Genomic DNA, 22,621 nt, shown 5'->3' on the forward strand with positions numbered 1-22,621 from the left:
TTCGGAGGCGTTGCGAATGATGCTTGTACCCAAACGGATTGCCGTCTGGGCCGCCTGCTTCATAACCGTCGCTCTCCTCGTTACCGGATGCGGTCAACCGTCTCTTCCCGACAAGGAAGGGACGGTTGATTTGTCCGTGGAGGAAGGCGCGGCTGGTACACCGGCGACCGATACTCAGACAGCTTCGCCACGATCCGATACGTCTGCCGCCGATCAGTCGGCTCCAACATCGTCCGATGAGACGGTCAACGATCCGTCGGTTTATTCTCCATCCGGTACTTCGAGCGCTGCTCGGGAATCTTCTCCGCCCGATACGTCGACAGATACGCAGTCCGCCGCTTCGCCGCCTCATTCTTCGAGCGGTGCCGAGGCCGCTTCGTCGACCGATGCATCCGGCGGTGCTAAGGCTCAGGCTGAGATGCCGTCTGAAGCGTCAGTCGGCGTTAAGGCCTCTCCATCGAAGCCCGATGGGTTGACCAACGTCCGGCCGAAAACGCCGCCGTCGGGTCCGATCGGCTCTCCGAGCGAGGATCGCGCTGCTTCGACTGCTGAGAATGCATCCCCTTCTCCGCAAGCTTCGATACCGCCGAAGAAGAACGGCGAACGGGAGACGCTCAAATTTTCCGAGCTGTATGGAGAAATGACCGTAAGAGGAATGAAGCTGTCGGACAAAGTGAATCGGCTGAACGGGCAACAAGTGGAAATGACCGGCTTTATGGCCCCGCCTCTTAGCGCGACCGTACGTTTTTTCGTATTGACCAAGGTAGCGTTGGCGATATGCCCGTTCTGCTCGACGGATGCGGATTGGCCGACCGACATTGTCGTCGTGTTCATGCCGGACGGCAAGGAGCTCACGCCTACCGAGCACCAGGTCAAAGTAACGGGCACGCTTAGCGTCGGCTCCCAGACGGATGACGAGACGGGCTTCGTCAGCTTGATTCGGATCATGGCGGATAAAACCGAGGTGCTGAAATAATGCTTCAGCTTGAAAATGTAGTCAAATCCTACACCGTGGAAGGAAAGCGGCAGGTGCGAGTATTGGACATTCGGAGCTTCGGCATGGCGGCCGGAGAGAAGGCCGCTCTGGTCGGTCCGAGCGGCTCCGGCAAAAGCACGCTGCTGCATCTCCTATCCGGAATTATCCGTCCGACCGAAGGGACGATCCGGCTGCTCGACCGTCGGTTGGAGACTCTCGCGGAAGCCGAGCTCGATCGGTTCCGGGCCTGTCATATCGGGTACGTGTTCCAAAGCTTTAACTTGTTGCCGGGCTTCACGGCAATCGAGAACGTTCTTGCGGCTATGCAGTTCGGAAGCAGCGCGTTAACCGGCAAGGAAAAGAAGGAGCGGGCCGCCGAACTGCTCGACCAAGTCGGCTTGGGCCATCGGCTCCGTCATCGGCCGGCGCAGCTTAGCCAGGGTGAGCAGCAGCGCGTATCGATCGCGAGAGCGCTGGCGAACCGGCCTGCGCTCGTGCTGGCGGACGAGCCGACCGCCAGTCTGGACGCGGCCAATGCCGGCAACGTGTTCGAACTGCTTGCGAACGCATGCAAGGAGGAGGGGGCGGCGCTCTTGCTCTGTACGCACGATTCCGAATTGGCGGGCCGAATGGACCGGATCGTCCGCATACGGGAATTGTCCAGAGAGGGGGCGTAGCGGGTGTCTCTGATTTCCATGGCTTGGCGCAATTTGGCTAACCGCAAGGTTCAGACAATCATAACGATTCTGGTAGTCGTGATAGGAGTGGCCGTAACGCTGTCCATCATGATGCTGTCCGGCGGGATCAAGCAAGGAATCGTCCGCGCCAGCGAGCCGTACGGGATGATCGTCGGATCGAAGGGGAGCGCGAACCAGCTTGTTTTTAATACGATTTTTTTGATGGACAATCCTCTGGCTAACATCGATCAAGCTTTTTACGAGAAGCTGTCGAAGGACGAGAGGGTCAGTCTCGCGGTACCGTTTGCGCTGGGAGACAACTATCGAGGGTTTCGGGTTGTCGGGACGGACGTATCGTTTTTCGGCTTAAAAGGAAGACCTGTCGATCCCCCTTACTTCCGTTTATCGTCGGGACGTCTTTTCGAGCGCTCCTTCGAGGCGATCATCGGATCCGACGTCGCTCGGCAAACAGGCTTGAAGCTTGGCGATCGGTTTGCCGGGGCGCATGGAGTCGCCGCAGCCGCCGAACCGGAGGAGCACGCCGAGCATCCGTACACGGTCGTCGGAGTTCTCGACGCCGTATCGGCTCCGTCCGATCAGGGCATCTATGTCAGCATCGATAGCTACTGGATTGCCCATGAGCATGAGGAAGAAACGGCTGACGGCGCGACGGCGAGCGCAGGCGCAAAAAACGGATCGGGGAGCGCCGACGCAGACGACAAAGGCTCGGAAGCGGCTCATTCCGAAAACGGGGAGATTAGCGGCGAACATCCTGTCGGCGGTTCCGACGAAGAAAACCGCGGCGTAACGGCTGCTCTCATCAAGCCCAAAAGCTATGTCGGCTTGTTGAAGCTGTATCAGGAGATCAACGCGGGTAAGGATGCGCAGGCGGTATTGCCGGGGCAAGTGCTTGCCAAGCTGTTCGATATGATGGGCGGAGGAGAACGGGTACTTCGGGACGTCGGCTACGTGGTGCTTGGGATGGCGGCTCTTACCGTTGCGCTGGCGCTGTACGGATCCACGGTCGAGCGGAGGCGGACCGTCGCCATTCTCCGTGCGATCGGAGCGGGCCGTCTATCGGTCATGACGATCGTGCTGCTCGAATCCGCACTCGTTATGGTAATCGGGTGCGCGCTCGGAACGGCGGCGGGGTATGGCTTGACGGAGCTGCTTACCCGCTACATCGGCACGCAAGTGTCCATCGCTATTCCGACTGCTTTCGAATGGGAGTGGCTGTCGTTTATCGGAGGAGTTGCGCTTCTCGGTATCGCGGCAGGCCTTTTTCCCGCGTTTAGCGCCTATCGAACCGAAACGGCGAGGTACTTGAACGCTTAGTTATTCGCGGTTTGCTAGAGTAACGTGCTGGAGTTGTGACGAAAATGAACACAACTCCGGCGAGCCACCGTCGAAGCGAGCAAAATGTGACCGTATTGGACACAACGCTGGAGGAAATTCGAAGTGGCGAGAGAAATGTGACTGTAACGGCCACAACTCCGGCGAAACCCTGGCTAAGCGAGCGAAATGTGACCGTATTGGACAAAACGCTGACGGATATTCGAAGTGGCGAGAGAAATGTGACTGTAACGGCCACAACTCCAGCGAAGCCCCGGCTAAGCGAGCAGAGTGTGACCGTATTGGACAAAACGCTAGCAGAAATTCGAAGTGGCGAGAGAAATGTGACTGTAATGGCCACAACTCCGGCGAAACCCCGGCTAAGCGAGCGAATTGTGACCGTATTGGACAAAACGCTGGCGGATATTCGAAGTGACGAGAGAAATGTGACTGTAACGGCCACAACTCCGATGAACCTTTACGAACAACCGGCGAAGGTTACTCCTCCGGCAACAACCCTTCCAAAAAGAGCCGGTCGACCGGGCCCACCTTGCGTCCGGCGACAATGCCTGACGAATCGATCCAGTAGGTCGTCGGCAAGCCGGCAATATGATAAGCATCCGCGGCTTTCGACTTTTCGTCCAACAGGACAGGGAGGCGGAGGTCGTATTTCGTTGCGAACGTTCGAACGTCGGCCTCTTTGTCCTTCGAGGTCAAATTAACAGCAACCAATTCGACTTTATCGCGGTGCTTTTCATAGAACGCCTGAAGCTCCCGAGCCTCCTTCTTGCATGGTTCGCACCAGGTAGCCCAAAAATTGACGACTAACAGTTTATCGTCGGAAGAGGGACGAAGCGCATATGTCAGGCCGTCTAAGGAAGTCAGCTCGATCCGAGGGGCGGACTCGCCGATCGTCGCTTCCGCTTCCTCCGCTGGCTGAGGCCACACGGCGTAGATCAACAATGCCAGCATAAGCGCTCCCACGTACAAATATCGAATTTTCACGCTATATCGCCGCCCCAACCTTTTTTATTAGCATAGAGCCGCACTATTATCGCTGTATTAATTAAGCGTTGCGCAAGAAGAGGAAACCATTTCTCTATGTACTGGACTATTCCAGGCTTCTTGGCTCTGCGACGTCTTAGAAAACAAATGTGCTTTTCGAAATTTATACCATTATCCCCTCCGCTCAGAGAATGGAGAGTAACCGGCTGTAGTTGGGCTATTGGTCTGGAGTGAGCACGAATGGTTGGAGTAACCGGCTGTAGTTGGGTTACTGGTCTGGAGGCAGCACGAATGGAGAGAGTAACCGGCTGTAGTTGGGCTATTGGTCTAGAGTGAGCACGAATGGTTGGAGTAACCGGCCATAGTTGGACTACTCGTCTGGAGAGAGCACGAATGGTTGGAGTAACCGGCTGTAGTTGGGCTATTGGTCTGGAGAGAGCGCGAATGGTTGGAGTAACCGGCTGTAGTTGGGCTACTCGTCTGGAGAGAGCACGAATGGTTGGAGTAACCGGCTGTGGTTGGGCTGCTGATCTGGAAGGAGCGCGAATGGAGGGAGTAACCGGCTGTAGTTGGGCTACTGGGCTGGAAGAAGCGCGAATGGTTGGAGTAACCGGCTGTAGTTGGGGTACTGGGCTGGAAGAAGCACGATTGGTGGGAGTAACCGGCTGTAGTTGGGCTACTGGTCTGGAGAGAGCGCGAATGGTTGGAGTAACCGGCTGTAGTTGGGCTACTGGGCTGGAAGAAGCACGAATGGTTGGAGTAACCGGTTATAGTTGGGCTACTGGTCTGGAGAGGGCGCGAATGGTTGGAGTAACCGGCTATAGTTGGGCTACTCGTCTGGAGAGAGCACGAATGGTTGGAGTAACCGGCTGTAGTTGGGCTACTGGGCTGGAAGAAGCACGATTGGTGGGAGTAACCGGCTGTAGTTGGGCTACTCGTCTGGAGAGAGCACGAATGGTTGGAGTAACCGGCTATAGTTGGGCTACTGGTCTGGAGAGGGCGCGAATGGTTGGAGTAACCGGCTGTAGTTGGGCTACTGGTCTGGAGAGGGCGCGAATGGTTGGAGTAACCGGCTGTAGTTGGGCTACTCGTCTGGAGAGAGCACGAATGGTTGGAGTAACCGGCTGTAGTTGGGCTACTGGACTGGACGAAGCACGAATGGTTGGAGTAACTGGCTATAGTTGGGCTACTCGTCTGGAGAGAGCACGAATGGTTGGAGTAACCGGCTATAATTGGGCTATTGTCATTGAAGTGTTAGGTAATATAACTCGAAAGACGAGAATTGACGAGTGTCAGCGCTATTTCTTCTTTCGAAGTGGGGTTGACGGTTCCTTAGCACGATGGTATGTTATGTTTAGTTACACAACTGCATACTTTAGTTTACTAGGGTTCCGTCGGCGCATGTCGGGTCTGGTCCAAGAGTAAACCGTTCCCGAGCACGAGGGGGACGACACGGAAGGATAAAAACCTGGGAGATATCATCAAGACACCCGTCTTGAGATGTCTCCCTTTTTGTTTACCCACGAACCTGTACAAACCGAAAAAGGAGCGAATCGACATGATGAACGACGAATGGAGCGCAACGATCCGTCCGGGGGGCAAATGGTCGGGCAAGATCGGCCGGGGCAAGCTGCTGCGTTTTACCGCTTTGGAGGCGGGGGCTAACGTGTCGCTCCTGCTGTATAACGCGGACGATCTGACGGAGCGATACAACATGCCGGATACGCTGAAGGCTCAGCACACGGCCCATCTGACTCGCGGGCATACGCTGATGAGCGACAACGGCCGGGTGCTCGCGGGGATCGTGGAAGACAGTCTCGGATGGCACGATACGATATCCGCCTACACGACGCGGGAGGAGACGGATGCCAAATACGGCCTGTCTCGCTATCAAGAGAATCGCAACGAATGGCTGAGGAGCGGGCGGGAAAATTTTGCGGTCGAGCTTGTGCGATGCGGTCTCGGCGTTCGCGATCTTGCTCCGAACGTGAATCTATTTTCGAAGGTGATCTGCGACCATGCGGGAGAGATGCGTTACGATACAAAGCATTGTTCGGCAGGCGCGACCGTCACGCTGCGCACCGAGATGGACGTCGTCATCGTGCTTTCGAATACGCCGAATCCGCTTGATCCGAGGACGGCCTATCCTTCGGTTCCGGTGAAGCTGGAAGTGCGAACGGCGACCGAGGCCGAATTGGCGAACGATCAAGATTATTGTGTGAGCTTCCGACCGGAAAATCGGCGGGCGTACGAAAATACATGGGAGTACTACTCGCTTCAAAGCCGGTGACGTACGAAAACATGTGGCAATATTACTCGCTGCAAAGCCGGTGACGGGCAGCCCTATCATTTTTAATCGGGAGGAATTCAGCCATGGCCTTATTTAATAAAGTCGAAAGCCCGCGTCAATCCGAATCCGCCGTCTACGACGAGATCGTTCTTGCCGGGGACGGATGGATGCGGGAGCTTGCACCGGGACAGGTTCTTCGCATCGTCGATTTGGAAGGCAATCAAGCGGCGGATACGTTGTTCTACGACGCCGACAATCCGGAGGATCATTACAGCGCGGTGCGGACGATTGCGGGGCAGCGCAACATTTACTTGTCGACAGGCTCGGTGCTGCGCGCGGAATCGGGCAAGGAGCTGCTGACGATCGTCGCCGATACGTGCGGCCGTCACGATACGCTCGGGGGCTCTTGCTCCGCGCAGAGCAACACGGTTCGTTACGCCCACGAGAAGCTGCACATGCACAATTGCCGCGACACGTTCATGCTCCAATTGGCTATGCACGAAGATGGCGGCAAATACTCGAAGCGCGACCTCGCTCCGAACATCAACTTTTTCATGAACGTGCCGGTTACACCGGAGGGCGGACTCACTTTCGCAGACGGCGTATCCTCTCCGGGCGCTTATGTCGAGTTGAAATCGCATGGCCGCACGATGGCGCTGATCAGCAACTGTCCGCAGCTTAACAATCCATGCAACGCCTATAACCCGACGCCTATTCGGGTTCTTATTTGGAACGATTGATCGGGGGGAGTGGTCGCCATGTTCACCAAAATTGTTATCGCCAACCGCGGCGCCATAGCCGTTCGTATCGAGCGGACGCTGCGCAAGCTTGGCATCGGCTCCGTGGCCGTCTATACGAAAGCGGATCAAGACAGCTTGCATGTCGATATGGCGGACGAGGCCGTTCTGATCGGCGAAGGTCCGGCCAAAGACAGCTATCTTGACGCGGAGCTGATTTTGCGGACGGCGGAGGAGGCTGGAGCTCAGGCCATTCATCCCGGTTATGGCTTTCTGAGCGAGAACGCAGAATTCGCCCGGGCTTGCCGGGAACGCGGCATTGCGTTCATCGGGCCGACGCCGGAGCAGATGGAGACGTTCGGGCTGAAGCATTCCGCCCGCGAAGCGGCCAAACGCGCCGGGGTTCCGATGCTGCCCGGGACGGGGCTGATCGTCGATCCGGCGGAAGCGATTCTGCAAGCGGCGAAAATCGGTTATCCGGTCATCCTGAAAAGCACGGCGGGAGGCGGCGGCATCGGGATGCGTGTATGTGCGGATGCGGAAGCTCTCGGCTCGGCTTTCGAATCGGTCCGGCATTTGGCGGAGACGAACTTCAAGAACGGCGGCGTCTTCCTGGAGAAATATATTGCGAAGGCGCGCCATGTCGAAGTGCAGATTTTCGGTAATCGATTCGGCGAAGTCGTTGCGCTGGGCGAAAGGGACTGCTCCATTCAGCGGCGAAACCAGAAGGTAATCGAAGAAACTCCCGCTCCGAACTTGCCGGTAGAAGTGCGCGCCGCCATGCTGGAGTCGGCACGCAGGCTTGCGGCCGAGGTCGGCTACCGCAGTGCGGGAACGGTGGAATATTTGTACGATCCAAAAACGTGCGAGTACTACTTCCTGGAGGTCAACACAAGGCTCCAAGTCGAGCACGGCGTTACCGAAGAGGTGCTTGGAATCGATCTCGTCGAGTGGATGGTGAGAGAGGCGGCGGACGAATTGACGGGGCTGGCAGCTCTTGCGCCCGGCCGCAAGGGCACAGCATTCAAGCGCGCATCTATGCGGAGGACTGCTTGCAAGGCTTCCGGCCCAGCGCCGGTCAGCTGGATAAAGCGCTGTTCTCGGACGACGCCCGCAACGAAACGTGGGTACGGGACGGGCTGACGGTAACGACGCTGTACGATCCGATGCTGGCGAAAATCATCGTACGGGGAGACAACCGCGAGGAAGCGATTCGCAAGCTTGCGGATGCGCTCTCGCAGTCACGGTTTTACGGCATTACGACGAATTTGCAATATTTGCAGCAGCTGCTTGCGAATGAAGATTGCGTATCCGGCAACGTGTATACGCAATTGCTGAACGGGTTCGAGCCGGCCGAGCGTGCGCTTGAGGTGCTTGACGGCGGCGTTCAGACGACGGTTCAAGATTATCCGGGCCGGGTCGGCTACTGGGATGTCGGCGTTCCGCCTTGCGGGCCGATGGACCCGTTGTCGTTCCGGATAGGCAATAAGCTGCTTGGCAACGACAACAACGCATCCGGGCTGGAAATGACGCTGAGAGGCGGTTCGTTCCGGTTCCGCAGCGACATGATTTTCTGCGTGACGGGCGCTGACATGCAGCCTGCGCTTGACGATGAGCCGGTTCCGGCGTATCGGCCGGTTCATGCCCGCAGAGGGCAAGTGCTGACGTTCGGCGAGGCAAAAGAAGGGATGCGCGCATATCTGCTCATCGGCGGCGGGTTCGATATTCCGGACGTATTGGGCAGCTCGTCGACGTTCACGCTGGGCAACTTCGGCGGTCACGGCGGACGGGCGATCCGCACGGGAGACGTTCTGAACGTGAACGCAAATGCGGGAGTCGGCGCTTCGGCCGGCGACGATAGCTCCTTGGCCGTCGCGCATCGTCCAGAGATGACGAAAGCTTGGACGATCGGCGTCATTCCGGGACCGCATTGCACGGAAGAGTTTTTGCTGCCGGACTATTTGACCCAATTGACGGAGACGGATTGGGAGGTTCACTATAACAGCTCGCGCACCGGAATCCGGCTGATCGGGCCCGCGCCGCTCTGGACAAGGGAAGACGGCGGGGAAGCGGGGCTTCACCCTTCGAATATTCACGACAATGCCTATGCGGTCGGGACGCTGGATTTGACGGGAGACATGCCGATTCTTCTGGGGCCGGACGGTCCGAGCCTCGGCGGGTTCGTCTGCCCGGTGACGACGGCGACCGCAGAGCTGTGGAAGCTGGGCCAGCTTCATCCGGGAGATAAGCTTCGCTTCCGGCTCCTCACCTTGCAAGAAGCTGATGCTTTGCGCGTGGCGCAGGAAAGGAATCTGCAAGCTATCGGAGCGGGAGAGTGCGAGGAGCTGGAGCCGGTCGTTCTTCCTTCGTCCGCGGCATCCGATTTCCGCTCCGATTATCCGATCTTGTACCGGATGGAAGAGGGGCGCCGCTACCCGCTCGCAATCCGCTGCAGCGGCGATCAATATTTGCTGGTGGAATACGGGCGGCTGGAGCTTGACTTGATGCTGCGGTTTCAAGCTCACGCCCTGATGCAAGCCATCAAGGAAGCCGGGAGCATTCCGGCGCTCGATTTGACGCCGGGCATCCGCTCGCTGCAAGTTCATATCGACCCAGCCAAAATGACGATAACGGAAGCGTGCCGGCGAATCGTCGAAATCGAACGGTCCTTGCCGCCGCTGGAATCGATTCGCGTACCTTCGCGAATCGTGCGGCTGCCGCTTTCCTGGGACGATCCGGCGACGAGAGTCGCTATCGACCGTTACCAGCAGAACGTTCGCCCCGACGCGCCGTGGTGCCCGAGCAACATCGAGTTCATCCGCCGCGTTAACGGATTGAGCAACACCGAAGAAGTGAAACGAATCGTTTTCGAGGCGAATTATTTGGTGCTCGGTCTGGGCGATGTGTACCTGGGCGCGCCTGTCGCAACGCCGACCGATCCTCGCCACCGCCTCGTGACGACCAAGTACAATCCGGCCCGCACGTGGACGCCGGAAAACGCGGTCGGAATCGGCGGAGCGTACATGTGCGTCTACGGAATGGAAGGGCCGGGCGGTTATCAATTCGTCGGTCGTACGGTGCAGATGTGGAACAGGCTCCGATCGACCGAAAGCTTCAAGCCGGGGCAGCCTTGGCTGCTGAGATTTTTTGATCAAATTCAATTTTACTCGGTCGATGCCGACGAGCTGCTCGTTCTTCGGGAAGATTTTTTGCGCGGCCGATATGAAGCGGACATTACGGAGACGACGTTCGATCTCGGGGACTATTTGCAATTCCTCGATTCGATTAAGGAAAGCGCGGATGCTTTTCGCAGCCTTCAGCTAAAAGCTTTTCAAGAGGAGCGCGAGAGCTGGAAGCGGCTTGGCCTTGCCGAGTATGTGTCGGAGCAGGAAGCGGCAAAGCCGGCGGAGGAGGACGAATTGCCGGCCGGAGCCGTCGCGGTGAGAAGTCCGATGCCGGGCAGCGTTTGGAAGGTGCTTGCTTCCGCCGGGCAAGCGGTCAAGAAGGGCGATACGCTTATCATTCAGGAGAGCATGAAGATGGAGTTCGCCCAGCAGGCGCCTTGCGACGGAATCGTCGGCTCGGTATTCGTAGAACCCGGCGAATCGGTTCATTCCGGGCAGCTAATCGTTAGCATCATCAGATGATAGACGGGGAGGATGAGCGAACCTATGAAAAAGACGGCCGTATTGCCGAATACTCTCACAATCGAAGGACTCAGGGAGCTGTATCGGAACGGGGGAACGACACCGACGGAAGTCGTGGTTGAAATCATCCGACGTTCCCAAGAGGACGAAGAGATGAACATTTGGATCACTCCTCCCGAGCTGAGCCGGATCGAGCCTTATTTGCGCAAGCTGGGCGAGGTTGATCCGGGAGACGCTCCTCTGTGGGGCATCCCGTTTGCCATCAAGGATAATATCGATTGGACGGCTGCGCCGACGACGGCGGCTTGTCCGGCTTTCGCCTACGCTCCTTCGGAGGATGCGGCTGTCGTCGAGCGGCTGATCGCCGCCGGGGCGATTCCGCTCGGCAAGACGAATCTCGATCAGTTCGCAACGGGGCTGGTCGGCTCTCGCAGCCCTTACGGCGAAACGCATAACTCGCTGCGGCCCGAGCTCATTAGCGGCGGCTCCAGCGGAGGTTCGGCAGTTGCGGTGGCGAGAGGGCAGGCGGCGTTCTCCCTCGGTACAGATACGGCTGGTTCCGGCCGGGTTCCGGCGCATTTGAACCGGCTTGTCGGCTATAAGCCGAGTATGGGGGCATGGCCGGTCAAGGGAGTCGTTCCCGCTTGCGAAAGCCTTGATTGCGTAACCGTCTTCGCATGGAATCTGGAAGATGCCACGGCTGTTGATCGGGTCGTTCGCGGCCCGCACGACGAAGATCCGTGGTCGCGGGAGCTACCCTTGCCCGTACCGTCGGCGCTGCCTTCCCGAATTTGCGTTCCCGCGCCCGGAACGGTTGAATTCTACGGCCCGTTCGCAGCGGACTACGAGCAGGCTTGGGAAGCTGCGCTCCTCAAGCTGAAGGGGCTCGGTATTACCGTGGAAGAGACCGATATCTCGCTTTACGGCGAGGCCGCCGCCGTCTTGTACGAAGGGCCGTGGGTCGCGGAGAGATGGGCGGGACTTGCCGAGTTCGTCGAGTCCGGGGCGGGAGACGTGTTCCCGGTCACCGAGCGAATTTTGCGATCGGGAGCCGATTCGCGGCATACGGCCGCAGCTCTGTTCAAAGCGATGCACAAGCTTCAGGCGTTCAAGCTCGAAGCGCGGAAGCGGTTGAAGGATGCGGTTCTTGTTCTGCCTACTGCGGGAGGTACATGGACACGCGAGCAGGTAAGGCAAGATCCCGTTGCGACGAACCGCGATATGGGAAAATACACGAACCATTGCAACCTGCTGGATATGTGCGCTGTTGCAGTTCCGTCCGGCGACGCGGCAGACGATCTGCCCTTCGGAATTACCTTTTTTGCCATGGCGGAAAGAGAAGATTTGATCCGGGGCGCGGCAGGAGCTTTCGCAGACTCCTTGTTGACCGGGGGTGCTCGCTTGTGAGCTGCCTTATCCGAACGGCCGAGGACCATGAGCTTATTCTCGTGCATCGGCTCATGCGCGAGGCGTTCGAGGAGTACCGCGATAGACTCAATCCTCCGTCCGGAGCGCTGCGCGAAGAGGTAGAGGATATTAGAAATAAAATAGCCGGCCGCGGCGGAGCCGTGATTGCTTGGGACGGTAAAGAACCTTTGGGTTCGGCACAATATTATTATGAAGAGAGTTACATGTACATCGGGCGAGTGTCTGTCAGCGGCAAAGCGCGCGGGCGAGGAATCGGGCAGGAGCTCATGACCTGCTTGGAGAATATGGCCCGAAATCGACAAGTCTCGGAAGCGCGGATTGAAGTGAGGCTGTCGCTGCCGGGCAACATTGCTTTTTATGAAAAAAGAGGCTACGAGGTTGTGGAAATGCTAGAGTACCCGAACAAGACGGACGCGTGGTACGTCATGAAGAAGGTTTTGCAGCCATAGCGGTTCCGAGCTTCTATTCTATTTAGAAAGGCGGCAAGAAAACATGAGCTCCGAAAAAACGTTAGTCGCGGTTTGCGGCCTGCATATGCGAGGCTATCCGCTCGAAAAACAACTGCTGGATCGCGGTGCGATTTTTGTCCGAGAGACGGAAACGGCTCCTAAGTATCGGTTGCTCAAGCTGCCGACGACGCCTGCGAAGCCGGGATTGATCAAGCGGATTTCGGGCGGCGCGCCGATCGCGGTCGAAGTATGGGAGATGCCCGTCGAAGCGTTTGGTTCCTTCGTCGCTTTAATTCCGGCTCCGCTAGGCATTGGAAAGGTCGAGCTGGCCGACGGCTCCGAAGTATGCGGCTTCATTTGCGAAGGGTATGCGTCCGAGCTGGCGGGCGCGGAAGATATTTCGAGCTTGGGCGGCTGGCGGAATTTGAGATAGAGAACGTGGTCGCGAGAAGGCTAGGGGATGTTTAATTCGTTTGTCCGTGCTTATGCCAAGAAGTCTGCTCCTTCGAGCGGGCTTTTTTGCATTATTGCGGTTAATGGAAAGAGAAAGATCAAAAAAATACCGGGAGTAGATTTAGAGTATATTTAAGGAAATTCGACAAATAATTACAAAAAATACTCTATCAAAATCGGGTACCTTCATCTAGGATATTGGGTGCAGTCTATTTTCGTACATTTCTTCAATGATTGGGGGCCGTTGCGTTTGCCGGGGTGAAGAAAAAAGAAAGTCGGTTTGCCATTAAGAAAATGCGACGAGGAGGTTTGTCTAGTGAAAGGACTTATCCGGTTCCTATGCTTGATTACGGCGTTATTGCTTATTATTTCAACGGTTCACCCTTCGCTAACATCGGCAGAGTCGGCCAAACCGAACGGGTTTATCATCAAATTGAAGAACAATGCCAATGCGGATGCTTTTATCTCGAAGAGAAAGCTTCAAGGCAAAAAACCTAAAAAAACAGATTCGTTAAATATTATCTCGGTTGACTTGAGCTACTCGGATTATAAAGAATTGTTAAAAGATTCCGAGATTGCGTTCGTTGAAAGCGACGCTCCCGTATTCGCCGAATCCAGGGGAAAGGGCGAAAAGCGTCACCCTTTCATCGACAACATGAAGAAGAGCGATCAGAACGTGCCATGGGGAATCCATTCCATCGGAGCGGACTTATCCAACAGCAAGAATATAGCCGGTAAAAATACGAAAATAGCCATTCTCGACACAGGAATATCCGCGCATCCCGATCTCAAGGTTGTTGGCGGAATATCCTTTGTGCCTTCAGTTGCCTCCTACTTGGATGACAATGGACATGGTACGCACGTTGCGGGAATTGTCGCTGCCAAGGATAACCGTATCGGAGTTCTAGGCGCAGCTCCAGAAGCCGATATTTATTCCGTCAAAGTGTTGGACAAAGACGGAGCCGGAACGTACGGTCAGGTTATTCAGGGAATTGAATGGGCGATTCAAAATAAGATGGACGTCATTTCCATGAGCTTTGGAGGAGACCCGTACAGCGAAGCACTGCACATGGCGGTTAAAGCGGCCACGGACAACGGAATTGTTGTTGTCGCGGCGGCGGGCAATGGCGGTTATGGAGAAGAAACCGAAACGTATCCCGCCCGCTTTGAAGAGACGATATCTGTAGGTGCCGTAACTAAATCCCACCGGCTGGCCAGCTTTTCCAGCATGGGATCGGAAATCGATCTAGTTGCGCCGGGTCAGGAAATTGTAAGCACTTCGAAAGACGGCGATTATGTCGTGATGTCGGGCACATCGATGGCGGCTCCCCATGTAACGGGCGCAGTCGCGGCTCTATTGTCGAAAAACAAGAAAATGTCCGTGGAGCAGCTTAAAAAGACTCTGTATTCTTCAGCGACACCGCTTGGGTCTGCCAATCAATATGGGCATGGCTTGGTGAATCTGGCCAAGGCGCTCGGTATTGTAAGATCTGCCATTCCACCGGTTGAGGAGCCTGTCGTTCCTTCCCTTCCGATTGAAGAACCGCCCGTTGTCGAGCAGCCCCAGACGGGCTTCAACATTAACGCTATCGACGACAAGTTGCTGGCCTTAAGCAATGAATTGCTTGCTCTCAAGGAGGAAGCCGCGCGCGAAGGCAAGCGGGAGCTGGCGAAGCGTATCGAAGACGACTATCAAGCCTTTCTCTTGAAAAACAAAGAGCTCCATATTCTGCCGATTGAGTTAAGTTCCATTCGCAAGGAAGATGTCGTTACGAAGTTTGCGAACGAGAACGTTTACTTCAAGCAAAAAGAGCTTGATTTTTCCAAGCTCGAAGAGGCAATGAAAGAAGCCGCGAGCTCCTATGCCCAGCTTCTGCCGGGCTTCACAGCGGTTTCCGATCAAAGCGATGTCGGCATCTCCGCTTACGATATCGTTGGAAACAATCAGCATATTTATCCCGGGCAATCCGCGACGGTGTCTTTGAAAGTATCGTCGGCCAAGCCTTCCGTCACAATCGGGGTGATGAATCCGAGCGATACGAAAATAGACGGAACGATTTTTTACAACGTCGCCGCGAATGCTGCCGTTAGCTATACGTGGTATAGTTCGAGCTCTACGCCGACCGGGTTGTATAAAATCAAATATTACTACGATTCTGTTATTACTCCGGACTACTTCTATATTTACGTCGATCCGTTGCCGGCTCCTTCGGCGCCTGGCGGGCTCTCGTCTTCGGCAACATCGAGCAGCTTGACGTTATACTGGTCCGGCGTTAGCGGCGCGACGTCCTACGACGTTTCACTCAACGGTACGTACCTCGCCAATGTAACCGGCACATCCTATACGTTTAGCAGTCTCTCGTCAGGCACCGGCTACTCTCTTGGCGTGCGGGCCAAAAACGCCAGCGGGAGCAGCTCTTACTCCACCATTTCGGCAACTACTCTATCTTCTGCCCCGGGCGCTCCTTCCGGCCTGTCGGCCAGCAGTACGACAAGCAGCATCACATTATCTTGGTCACCGGTAAGCGGAGCTGCATCCTACTCTCTGTATCGGAACGGATCATTAGTCACGACTACGACTTCAACCTCCTATACCTACTCGGGCTTGGCGGGTGGAACCAGTTACTCGGTTGGCGTCTCGACCAACAACGCAAGCGGTTCAAGCGCCGTCAGTTCAATGACGGTCTCAACGCAATCGGGCAGCGGCGCACCGGCAGCACCGAGCGGGTTGTCCGCTTCCAGCACGAGCAACAACATAACGCTTTCGTGGCTTGCCGTATCAGGCGCGACTTCATACACGCTGCAATTAAACGGTACAACGGTTACGACAACCGCGAGCACCTCTTACACCTTCTCGGGCTTGGCGGCCAACACGACTTATACCGTAGGAGTGGCGGCAGTCAACGGTTCGGGCTCCAGTCTTTTCTCGACGAGCTCCGTTGCGACAAAGGCCGTCTCAATGCCGAATTTGACGCTGAACTCGTCCGTTGACGTCGATTTGGCTTCCGGAGCCTATCAAGCTTATGCATTCACCCCAAGCTCTACCGGCACCTACAAAATATTTACAGGGCCATATGGAGGAGTCGGAACAAGCAACGATACGGTGCTTGAGCTCTATTCCAATTCCTCTTTAACTAGCTCGATTACCTCCAATGACGATTCCAACGGGACGACGTTTTCGGAGATCAATTGGAATCTCACGGGAGGAACAACCTATTACGTGAAGCTTCGGGGCTACGGCTCCACGGCCGTACATGCGAGATTGTCAGCAGTAGTGGCGCCGCCTGCTCCAATCACGATGAGTCTTAATGTCGGCTATGATGTCGATTCGGCTTCCGGCACCTATAAGGTGTATAAGTTTACTCCTTCCAGCAGCGGCCAGTACAAGCTGTTTACCGGCTACTTCGGAGGCACGTCGTCCGGCGGAAGCAACGATACGCTGCTATACGTTTATTCGGATGCCAATCTCACTAACCAACTCGCATATAACGACGATTCTAACGGCTCTACCTTTTCGCAAATCGTTATGTCTATGAGCGCGGGAGTATCGTATTACGTGAAGATTGCCGGATATGGCAGCGGGGCAGTTCACGCGAGGTTAACGGCCAATGCGGTAACGGCTGCGTACGCAATTTTAGCTGGAAACACTCCTACGGATGTCGATTTGGCAGCTGGGGTATCACAAACGTATCAATTCACACCGACGGTCTCCGGTCCGTATCTTCTGACTACAGGTCCTTACGGTGGAGCCGCGACGGGGGCGAACGATACGACGCTCACTTTGTATTCGGATGCGGCTCTGGCTTCTCAGATCGCTTTCGACGACGATTCGAACGGAAGCGGATTTTCCAGATTAAGCGCAACGCTGTCAGCGGGGGTCACTTATTACCTGAAGCTTGCGCCATACAGCAGCAGTATCGCTGTGCATGCCAGATTGCTGGCCGTTAACGATCATGGCAACGACTTTGGCAGCGCATATCCAATAAGCCTCGGAAGCTCTACGACCGCTTCCATAAACTATGCGGGGGATGTTGACTTCTTCCGTTTCCAGCCTGCTTCTAACGGAGTTTATAGTATTGATACGACAGGCGGCACGGATACCGTAGTCGAAGTGTACGATCAAAAGCAAATTCTATTAGGATACAGCGACGATTATTTGGGGCCGATACTTCTAACGTGACGAGCGAGCTGTACGGCGGGCAAGTCTACTACGTAAAGGTGTTCCACTATGACGAAGCGGGAACAGGCAATTATGGGCTTAGAGTCGTTCAAAACGACGACAACATAGCCGGAGATACGCTTGTCCTCAACAGTCCTATTACTCGACTTATCAATTATGCGGGCGATCAAGACGTATTTGTGTTTACTCCAAGCACGACGCGCTCGTACGTCATTAAGACGACCGGAAGTACGGATACGGTTGGCGTGCTGAGCGATTCCAACAATGATCCTTTCGCGGATAACGACGATTCGACGGATCTTAATTTTTCCATCGCCTATACTCTTACGGCTAATCAAACCTATTACATCCGAGTCAAAGCCTACAACTCGAATTTATATAACGCCTCCTACACCCTAATAGTCCAGTAAAGGAAAGTGATGATATGGTGAACAATCGATTCGTTAAAGCTCTGTTATGCACGCTGATCGCCTGTTTAATCTTTACTGCCGGCAGCGTTATGGCCGAACCGGGCCAAGAGCAGGGACAGGCTGGTTCTCCGGTCGTCGAGGCTTCAATTAACCATAACCAGCCTTCGGCGACGAGATACGAGGTACAGGATGGAAAAATATCGAAAGAATACACGGATTATAAGGATGGCTCCAAAGAAATTACCAGTTACGTCTATCTGCCTGACGGATCGGTTGTAAAAAGCACGGAGACGATTGCTTCCGATCAGCCTGCAGTACCCGATAACGGTGTAACTATGCAGGGAGAACCGCAAGATGTCTATATTTATGACCAAAGCATTAAGGATAAAATCAGTGCCGTATCGACTGCATACGACCTGGCGGAGTCCGAATATCAGCGGGGAGTTCGCACATTGGCCGAGAAAAACGCCATACAGAACGAGCTCCATTTTCAAGCCGACCTCGCCAGAGCCGACTATATCATAATGAACCCGAATTCGGCCTACGCGAAGATCAAGCTCGGAGGAAGCAGCAAGAGCTTTCCGCTGAGCCGCAACTTATCTTATAATGCAAGCAGTCCGATGACCGGATTGGATGTTCTCGTTATTCAAAGAGCTTTGCAGTTAAACGATTTAATCGAATTGCCGGACAATTTGAATTACGGCGTATACGGACCAGAGGTTGAAGACGCGGTCAGAACCTATCAAAGTTTATCCGGGAACACTCCTGACGGAATCGTAGGCTCTCAAACCTACGCATCGATATTCGCGACTACTTCAAACGGAGTAAGAAATTTATGGAACTTAAATCAGATCAACATTTTTAGACTGAAGCATGCATTAGTCCAGCAAGCGTCGGTCTATCAAATCCAAGCCAATGCGGGCATGCCTCCTTGCAACTCCGATAAAACTTCCGGGATTTGCAAAGAGATATATGTGCCTAACGGAGGGAGGCTCGGCGGCGCCGGGTATGCGGATATTGTAGATACGAACAGACGTTACGTCTGGGAGGTCAAGCCGGATAACGGCAGATGGGATGAAAACTCCTCCATCAATCGAGGCGGTGCCGCTCAGCTTGAGAAGTATATCATCGCGAGCGGGAATACCCAGAGGTCTTATTTTCCGTTAATTACGGGCTATGCAATTGCTCCATTCTCTGTCAACTGGTCGGCTACGGAATACATTTCCGTTCGTGCGGGAAGAACCGTCGGTCCCAAAGCGCAGTTCCAAAGCGGTATGATTTATTACAAAACGAACGTTAAGACGAAGAGACAGCCGGTAACGGCCCCAAGTCCGAAAGAGTCCAGACAGAAACAAACGGCTCCCGATGCCCAAACGCTGGCCGTATCGGCAGGCGCTGTCGCGGCAGGCTACGGAGCTTACCGGGTTGGCAAATTTATTATCGGAGTCCTCCTGATTCCGGAAACCGGTCCGCTAGGCGTAGCTATCATTCTGGCGCCGTAACGTATTGTTCCGAACGCTATGAAAAGGCCTCGCAGCTCCAAGCGTCAATGTGGAGTGCGAGGCTTTTTTCTCTTCCGCTATTCGACCAATCTAAGCAAATAACCTTCCTCGAATTTCAGAGGCTCGTTCTTTCCCGTATCGGGAGGGAATAAAGGGGCAAGAAACGCCCGCAAGTCTCGAAGGCTGTCGTCGGAATAATGATTGATGTTTTCGGTAAGCCGCAGGAGCAAGCCGGAGCCAGGGGGCTCGACGACTTCGCAAGGGGCGTGCGAGCGAACGAATTCCGGTCCTCCGAGCCGGGCAATATGATTGTCGTTCAAATAGTTCAGCCAGAAATATCCTCCGATAAAATCAAGGTAACCGGGCTTCAGCGAGGTGTTTATCCGATGGTAATTTTCGAACGCCGATCCTCCGCCGACGAAAGCGGAGGAGGTTTCGTACGTGACGTACCCCATTACTCCGCCGATGCTCTGAAGGGTTCTTCGAAAAATTCCGACAAAAGTATCCTGAATATTTAACGGAATCGAGCCTTGGAATAGTCTGTCGTTTAAGGCAAGGCTGAGGCCGTTCGGAAAAATAAATTTCCGTTGAGCTTCCGGAGCGTAATCGACGGCATGGTTGCACATGATAGCGAGCGAAAAATCGGGCGGATAATGTTTGATCTCGTCCTCGTCGCCGAAGGGATCCTCGTCCATCTTATAGCTGTCTCGAATTTCGACAAAACGAACCTCTCCCTTCAGCAGCAGCTCGAACATTTTTTTTACGCTTTTGTCGTCGAGCACCGATCTTAGGGAACGCCCGTTCATTTTCTCGATTTCGACGACCAGTTCGGCGGCCGTGTAGGTTAAAAATTCGGCAAATATGGTTTTTAACAAAAAAATAAGCGGTTCGCCTTTATCGTTTAATGTGTCGTAGGTCGTCACGTTCATGACTATCGCTTTTGAAAAGCTGTAGTGCAACGGTTTCCCTCCTCTAAAACTGTTATTTTGAATTATAATCGATTGAAATTAACCCGGATTCGCCTTCTCTTCTGTGAAAAAAAATATCGATCTTCGAACCCGATGACAGTTCAACGAGATATCCCTTATTTTCGTACCTATAATTTTGGATTTTCCCTGTATCTTTCAGCGTTTGTAACTCTTTCTGATAATAGGATTTAAAGCCATTAACATTCACATAGGTTAAATAAAACGGAGAACAGCCATCTTCTTTTCCTTTAAATACAGTTCGTTCGGGAAGAGGGATGGATAGGCTTTTCAGTTCTTCTATGTCTGCGCATTTGAAAGCTTTGCTGGGGAACAAGTAGCTTTTTACATAGTTATTAAATTCCAAATTCCAAAAGTAAAATTGAAATAAAATAAGGACCGGTACCGATATGCTCAAAAAAACTTTGACAGCCCGTTTCCCTTTTTTTAACATAATAATTACAAATAGAATAATTAGACCTATAATCATTAAGAAAGTGTAAGGCATATATAACAAATTCCCAGCCAAAAAATCATCCTCTCGAAAAAATTCCTTTGCTCTAGGATTCAACGAAGCGCCTCGGGATTCCTTCCAGGCTATGTTTCTTGCGCAAAAATCGAGCTAAGAGTGCAGGAGGGTTCCATGCTTATTTTTTTGGAAGGCCTGCCCGGAGTCGGCAAATCGACTAATACCGGCTTGCTGTATCGCCAATTTGAACGCAATGGATTCGCGACAAGTTGGGTGCATGAATTTGACCGTCCGCATCCCGTCTTGTTTTTTCATGAAGCGTGCTTGAAGAAGGATGAATATCGAAGCTGGAAGCATCGGCATGGCGGGGAGCTTACGGTACTGGACGAAATGGTTCGGTTCCGCGACGTAACTGTCGGAATCGATCTTCTTGAGCTTGAGTGGAATTATTCGGATAGGGTCTCTGAAACGGCATTCGCAGAGCTTCGGGAAAAAGACGTATGGAATTTTTCGCTTGAAGAATACATGGACGTTGCATTGGAAAAGTGGAGGAGCTTTGCCGAGAAGCTAGCGGAAAAACCGGAGCAAGTCGTTCTGCTCGACAGCTGTATTTTTCAATATCAGATTTTTAGCTTCCAATTGGAGAACGCTCCGGCTGAGGAGCTTAATCGCTTTGTGCAAGCGTTATGGGATATTGTGTCTCCGCTTCAGCCCCGTTTGGTCTATTTGTATCGCAATTCCGTAGCCGATGCGATCGACCATCTGAGGGCGGCGCGGGGAGCACGGTTTTTTCGGCATATTTGGGAGAGGGACCGATCCAGACCTTACTATAAGGCGCGGGCGGATAGCGTTGAAACCTATTTCGAGTTTTTGAATGATTATAACCGGACCGCGCAAGAGTTGTTCGAAAAAGCGCCTTGTCCCAAGCTAGGGATCGAAGTGACGGCTGGGGACTGGAAGGAATACGAGCGGCGGTTGCTTGCTTTTTTCGATCTGACGCCTATTTCGGATTTGCAAGAGGAGTTTGAGGGAGGGGAGTTTTTCAACGATGCTCTGGGAATTTCCCTTCAAATAAAGCAGGTTGAAGGGGCGTGGCTTCTGACAGACCCAGAAGGCAACGAACGCCAACTGCATCCGCGATCCTCCAAGGAATTTTATATCCGCGATTTACCGGTTCTGCTCGATACGAGCGTGAAAAATCAAATAGTCATAAGCGGCGCCAGCCTTAACAATCGTTGGACGGAGACGGGGCTGGTTTTTGCGAAGAACCGCGACTGGAAACCTCGGGGACAGTGACGCAAACGAACACAATTCCGCCGCGTCGCCCGGAAACTGCGTGAGAAGTGACGCAACCGAACACAATTCGGCGACGTCGCCCCGGAAACCGCGTGAGAAGTGACGCAACTGAGCACAATTCCGTCATGTAGCCGGGAAACCGCGTGAGAAGTGACGCAACCGAACACAATTCCGCCGCGTCGCCCCGGACACCACGTGAGATGTGACGCAACCGAACACAATTCGGCGATGTCGCCCCGGAAACCGCGTGAGATGTGGCGCAACTGAGCACAATTCCGCCGCGTCGCCCCGGAAACCGCGTGAGAAGTGACGCAATTGAGCACAATTCCGTCATGTAGCCGGGAAACCGCGTGAGAAGTGACGCAACCGAACACAATTCCGCCGCGTCACCCGGACACCGCGTGAGATGTGACGCAAAAGAACACAATTCCGCCGCGTCGCCCGGAAACTGCGTGAGAAGTGACGCAAACGAACACAATTCCGCCGCGTCGCCCCGGAAACCGCGTGAGAAGTGACGCAACCGAACACAATTCCGCCGCGTCACCCGGACACCGCGTGAGATGTGACGCAAAAGAACACAATTCCGCCACGCCGCCCCGGACACCACGTGAGATGTGACGCAACCGAACACAATTCCGCCGCGTCGCCCCGGAAACCGCGTGAGATGTGACGCAACGGAGCACAATTCCGCGACGTCGCCCCGGAAACCGCGTGAGAAGTGACGCAACTGAGCACAATTCCGCGACGTCGCCCCGGAAACCGCGTGAGAAGTGACGCAATTGAGCACAATTCCGTCATGTAGCCG

15 protein-coding genes, 2 pseudogenes and 1 riboswitch are annotated in these 22,621 nt (G+C 54.4%); of the genes and pseudogenes, 14 read left to right on the top strand and 3 right to left on the bottom strand.

Translation table 11 applies throughout. The annotated features are described in order from the left end of the window. Nucleotides 1-16 precede the first annotated feature (16 nt). Genes D3H35_RS31320 through D3H35_RS10970 form a run of 3 tightly spaced genes read left to right on the top strand, consistent with a single transcriptional unit; the run spans nucleotide 17 to nucleotide 2,988 of the window. Nucleotides 17-976 (top strand): hypothetical protein, encoded by a 960-nt coding sequence (locus tag D3H35_RS31320; protein ID WP_199728506.1) that lies wholly within the window; start codon nucleotides 17-19, stop codon nucleotides 974-976. Next, nucleotides 976-1,653 carry an ABC transporter ATP-binding protein gene (locus D3H35_RS10965; RefSeq protein ID WP_119149261.1) on the top strand — a complete coding sequence of 226 codons (678 nt, stop codon included), beginning with the start codon at nucleotides 976-978 and terminating at the stop codon, nucleotides 1,651-1,653. The genes D3H35_RS31320 and D3H35_RS10965 overlap by 1 nt, the downstream gene beginning before the upstream one ends. A gap of 3 nt (nucleotides 1,654-1,656) precedes the next feature. Beyond that, nucleotides 1,657-2,988, top strand: a complete 1,332-nt coding sequence (locus D3H35_RS10970; RefSeq protein ID WP_233567868.1) for an ABC transporter permease — start codon at nucleotides 1,657-1,659, stop codon at nucleotides 2,986-2,988. Nucleotides 2,989-3,483: 495 nt separating this feature from the next. Here D3H35_RS10970 and D3H35_RS10975 read toward each other — a convergent pair whose 3' ends face one another. Beyond that, nucleotides 3,484-3,990 (bottom strand): TlpA family protein disulfide reductase, encoded by a 507-nt coding sequence (locus tag D3H35_RS10975; RefSeq protein ID WP_119149263.1) that lies wholly within the window; start codon nucleotides 3,988-3,990, stop codon nucleotides 3,484-3,486. A gap of 1,372 nt (nucleotides 3,991-5,362) precedes the next feature. Continuing rightward, nucleotides 5,363-5,467, top strand: a riboswitch (guanidine-I (ykkC/yxkD leader). Nucleotides 5,468-5,551: 84 nt separating this feature from the next. Here D3H35_RS10975 and D3H35_RS10980 point away from each other — a divergent pair. The 10 genes and pseudogenes from D3H35_RS10980 (at nucleotide 5,552) to D3H35_RS11020 (ending at nucleotide 19,086) form a co-directional block, all read left to right on the top strand. Then, complete coding sequence (locus D3H35_RS10980; protein WP_119149334.1) at nucleotides 5,552-6,280, top strand: urea amidolyase associated protein UAAP1; 729 nt, start codon at nucleotides 5,552-5,554, stop codon at nucleotides 6,278-6,280. A gap of 83 nt (nucleotides 6,281-6,363) precedes the next feature. Continuing rightward, entirely contained in the window at nucleotides 6,364-7,020 is a 657-nt protein-coding gene (locus tag D3H35_RS10985; RefSeq protein ID WP_119149265.1) for an urea amidolyase associated protein UAAP2, read from the top strand. Between the two features lie 18 nt (nucleotides 7,021-7,038). After that, nucleotides 7,039-8,160 carry an ATP-binding protein gene (locus D3H35_RS34785; RefSeq protein ID WP_411675143.1) on the top strand — a complete coding sequence of 374 codons (1,122 nt, stop codon included), beginning with the start codon at nucleotides 7,039-7,041 and terminating at the stop codon, nucleotides 8,158-8,160. Then, nucleotides 8,070-10,664: a 5-oxoprolinase/urea amidolyase family protein gene (locus D3H35_RS10990; RefSeq protein ID WP_411675144.1), complete on the top strand. Its 2,595-nt coding sequence runs from the start codon at nucleotides 8,070-8,072 to the stop codon at nucleotides 10,662-10,664. The genes D3H35_RS34785 and D3H35_RS10990 overlap by 91 nt, the downstream gene beginning before the upstream one ends. Before the next feature lie 24 nt (nucleotides 10,665-10,688). Next, nucleotides 10,689-12,038 (top strand): annotated as a pseudogene (locus tag D3H35_RS10995) (allophanate hydrolase); the annotation flags it as partial. Between the two features lie 29 nt (nucleotides 12,039-12,067). Continuing rightward, entirely contained in the window at nucleotides 12,068-12,541 is a 474-nt protein-coding gene (locus D3H35_RS11000; RefSeq protein ID WP_119149269.1) for a GNAT family N-acetyltransferase, read from the top strand. 58 nt (nucleotides 12,542-12,599) lie between these two features. Then, nucleotides 12,600-12,974, top strand: a pseudogene (locus D3H35_RS11005) (allophanate hydrolase-related protein); the annotation flags it as partial. Nucleotides 12,975-13,310: 336 nt separating this feature from the next. Then, the gene (locus D3H35_RS11010) at nucleotides 13,311-17,174 is read left to right on the top strand and encodes a S8 family peptidase (protein WP_119149271.1); all 3,864 of its coding nucleotides are present in this window, start codon (nucleotides 13,311-13,313) and stop codon (nucleotides 17,172-17,174) included. After that, nucleotides 17,171-17,584: a hypothetical protein gene (locus tag D3H35_RS11015; RefSeq protein WP_119149273.1), complete on the top strand. Its 414-nt coding sequence runs from the start codon at nucleotides 17,171-17,173 to the stop codon at nucleotides 17,582-17,584. The genes D3H35_RS11010 and D3H35_RS11015 overlap by 4 nt, the downstream gene beginning before the upstream one ends. Nucleotides 17,585-17,598: 14 nt before the next feature. Further along, nucleotides 17,599-19,086 carry a peptidoglycan-binding domain-containing protein gene (locus tag D3H35_RS11020; RefSeq protein ID WP_119149274.1) on the top strand — a complete coding sequence of 496 codons (1,488 nt, stop codon included), beginning with the start codon at nucleotides 17,599-17,601 and terminating at the stop codon, nucleotides 19,084-19,086. Between the two features lie 77 nt (nucleotides 19,087-19,163). Here the strand turns inward: D3H35_RS11020 and D3H35_RS11025 are convergent, their stop codons facing one another. Together D3H35_RS11025 and D3H35_RS11030 are read right to left on the bottom strand one after the other, a co-directional pair. Beyond that, complete coding sequence (locus tag D3H35_RS11025; RefSeq protein ID WP_119149276.1) at nucleotides 19,164-20,045, bottom strand: hypothetical protein; 882 nt, start codon at nucleotides 20,043-20,045, stop codon at nucleotides 19,164-19,166. A gap of 22 nt (nucleotides 20,046-20,067) precedes the next feature. Continuing rightward, nucleotides 20,068-20,622, bottom strand: a complete 555-nt coding sequence (locus tag D3H35_RS11030; protein WP_119149278.1) for a hypothetical protein — start codon at nucleotides 20,620-20,622, stop codon at nucleotides 20,068-20,070. Between the two features lie 72 nt (nucleotides 20,623-20,694). Here D3H35_RS11030 and D3H35_RS11035 point away from each other — a divergent pair, with 72 nt between their 5' ends. Further along, nucleotides 20,695-21,816, top strand: a complete 1,122-nt coding sequence (locus D3H35_RS11035; RefSeq protein ID WP_119149279.1) for a P-loop NTPase family protein — start codon at nucleotides 20,695-20,697, stop codon at nucleotides 21,814-21,816. The last annotated feature ends 805 nt before the right edge of the window (nucleotides 21,817-22,621 follow it).

Origin of the sequence: Cohnella faecalis (assembly GCF_003570905.1) — a bacterium.
GTDB lineage: Bacteria > Bacillota > Bacilli > Paenibacillales > Paenibacillaceae > Cohnella > Cohnella faecalis.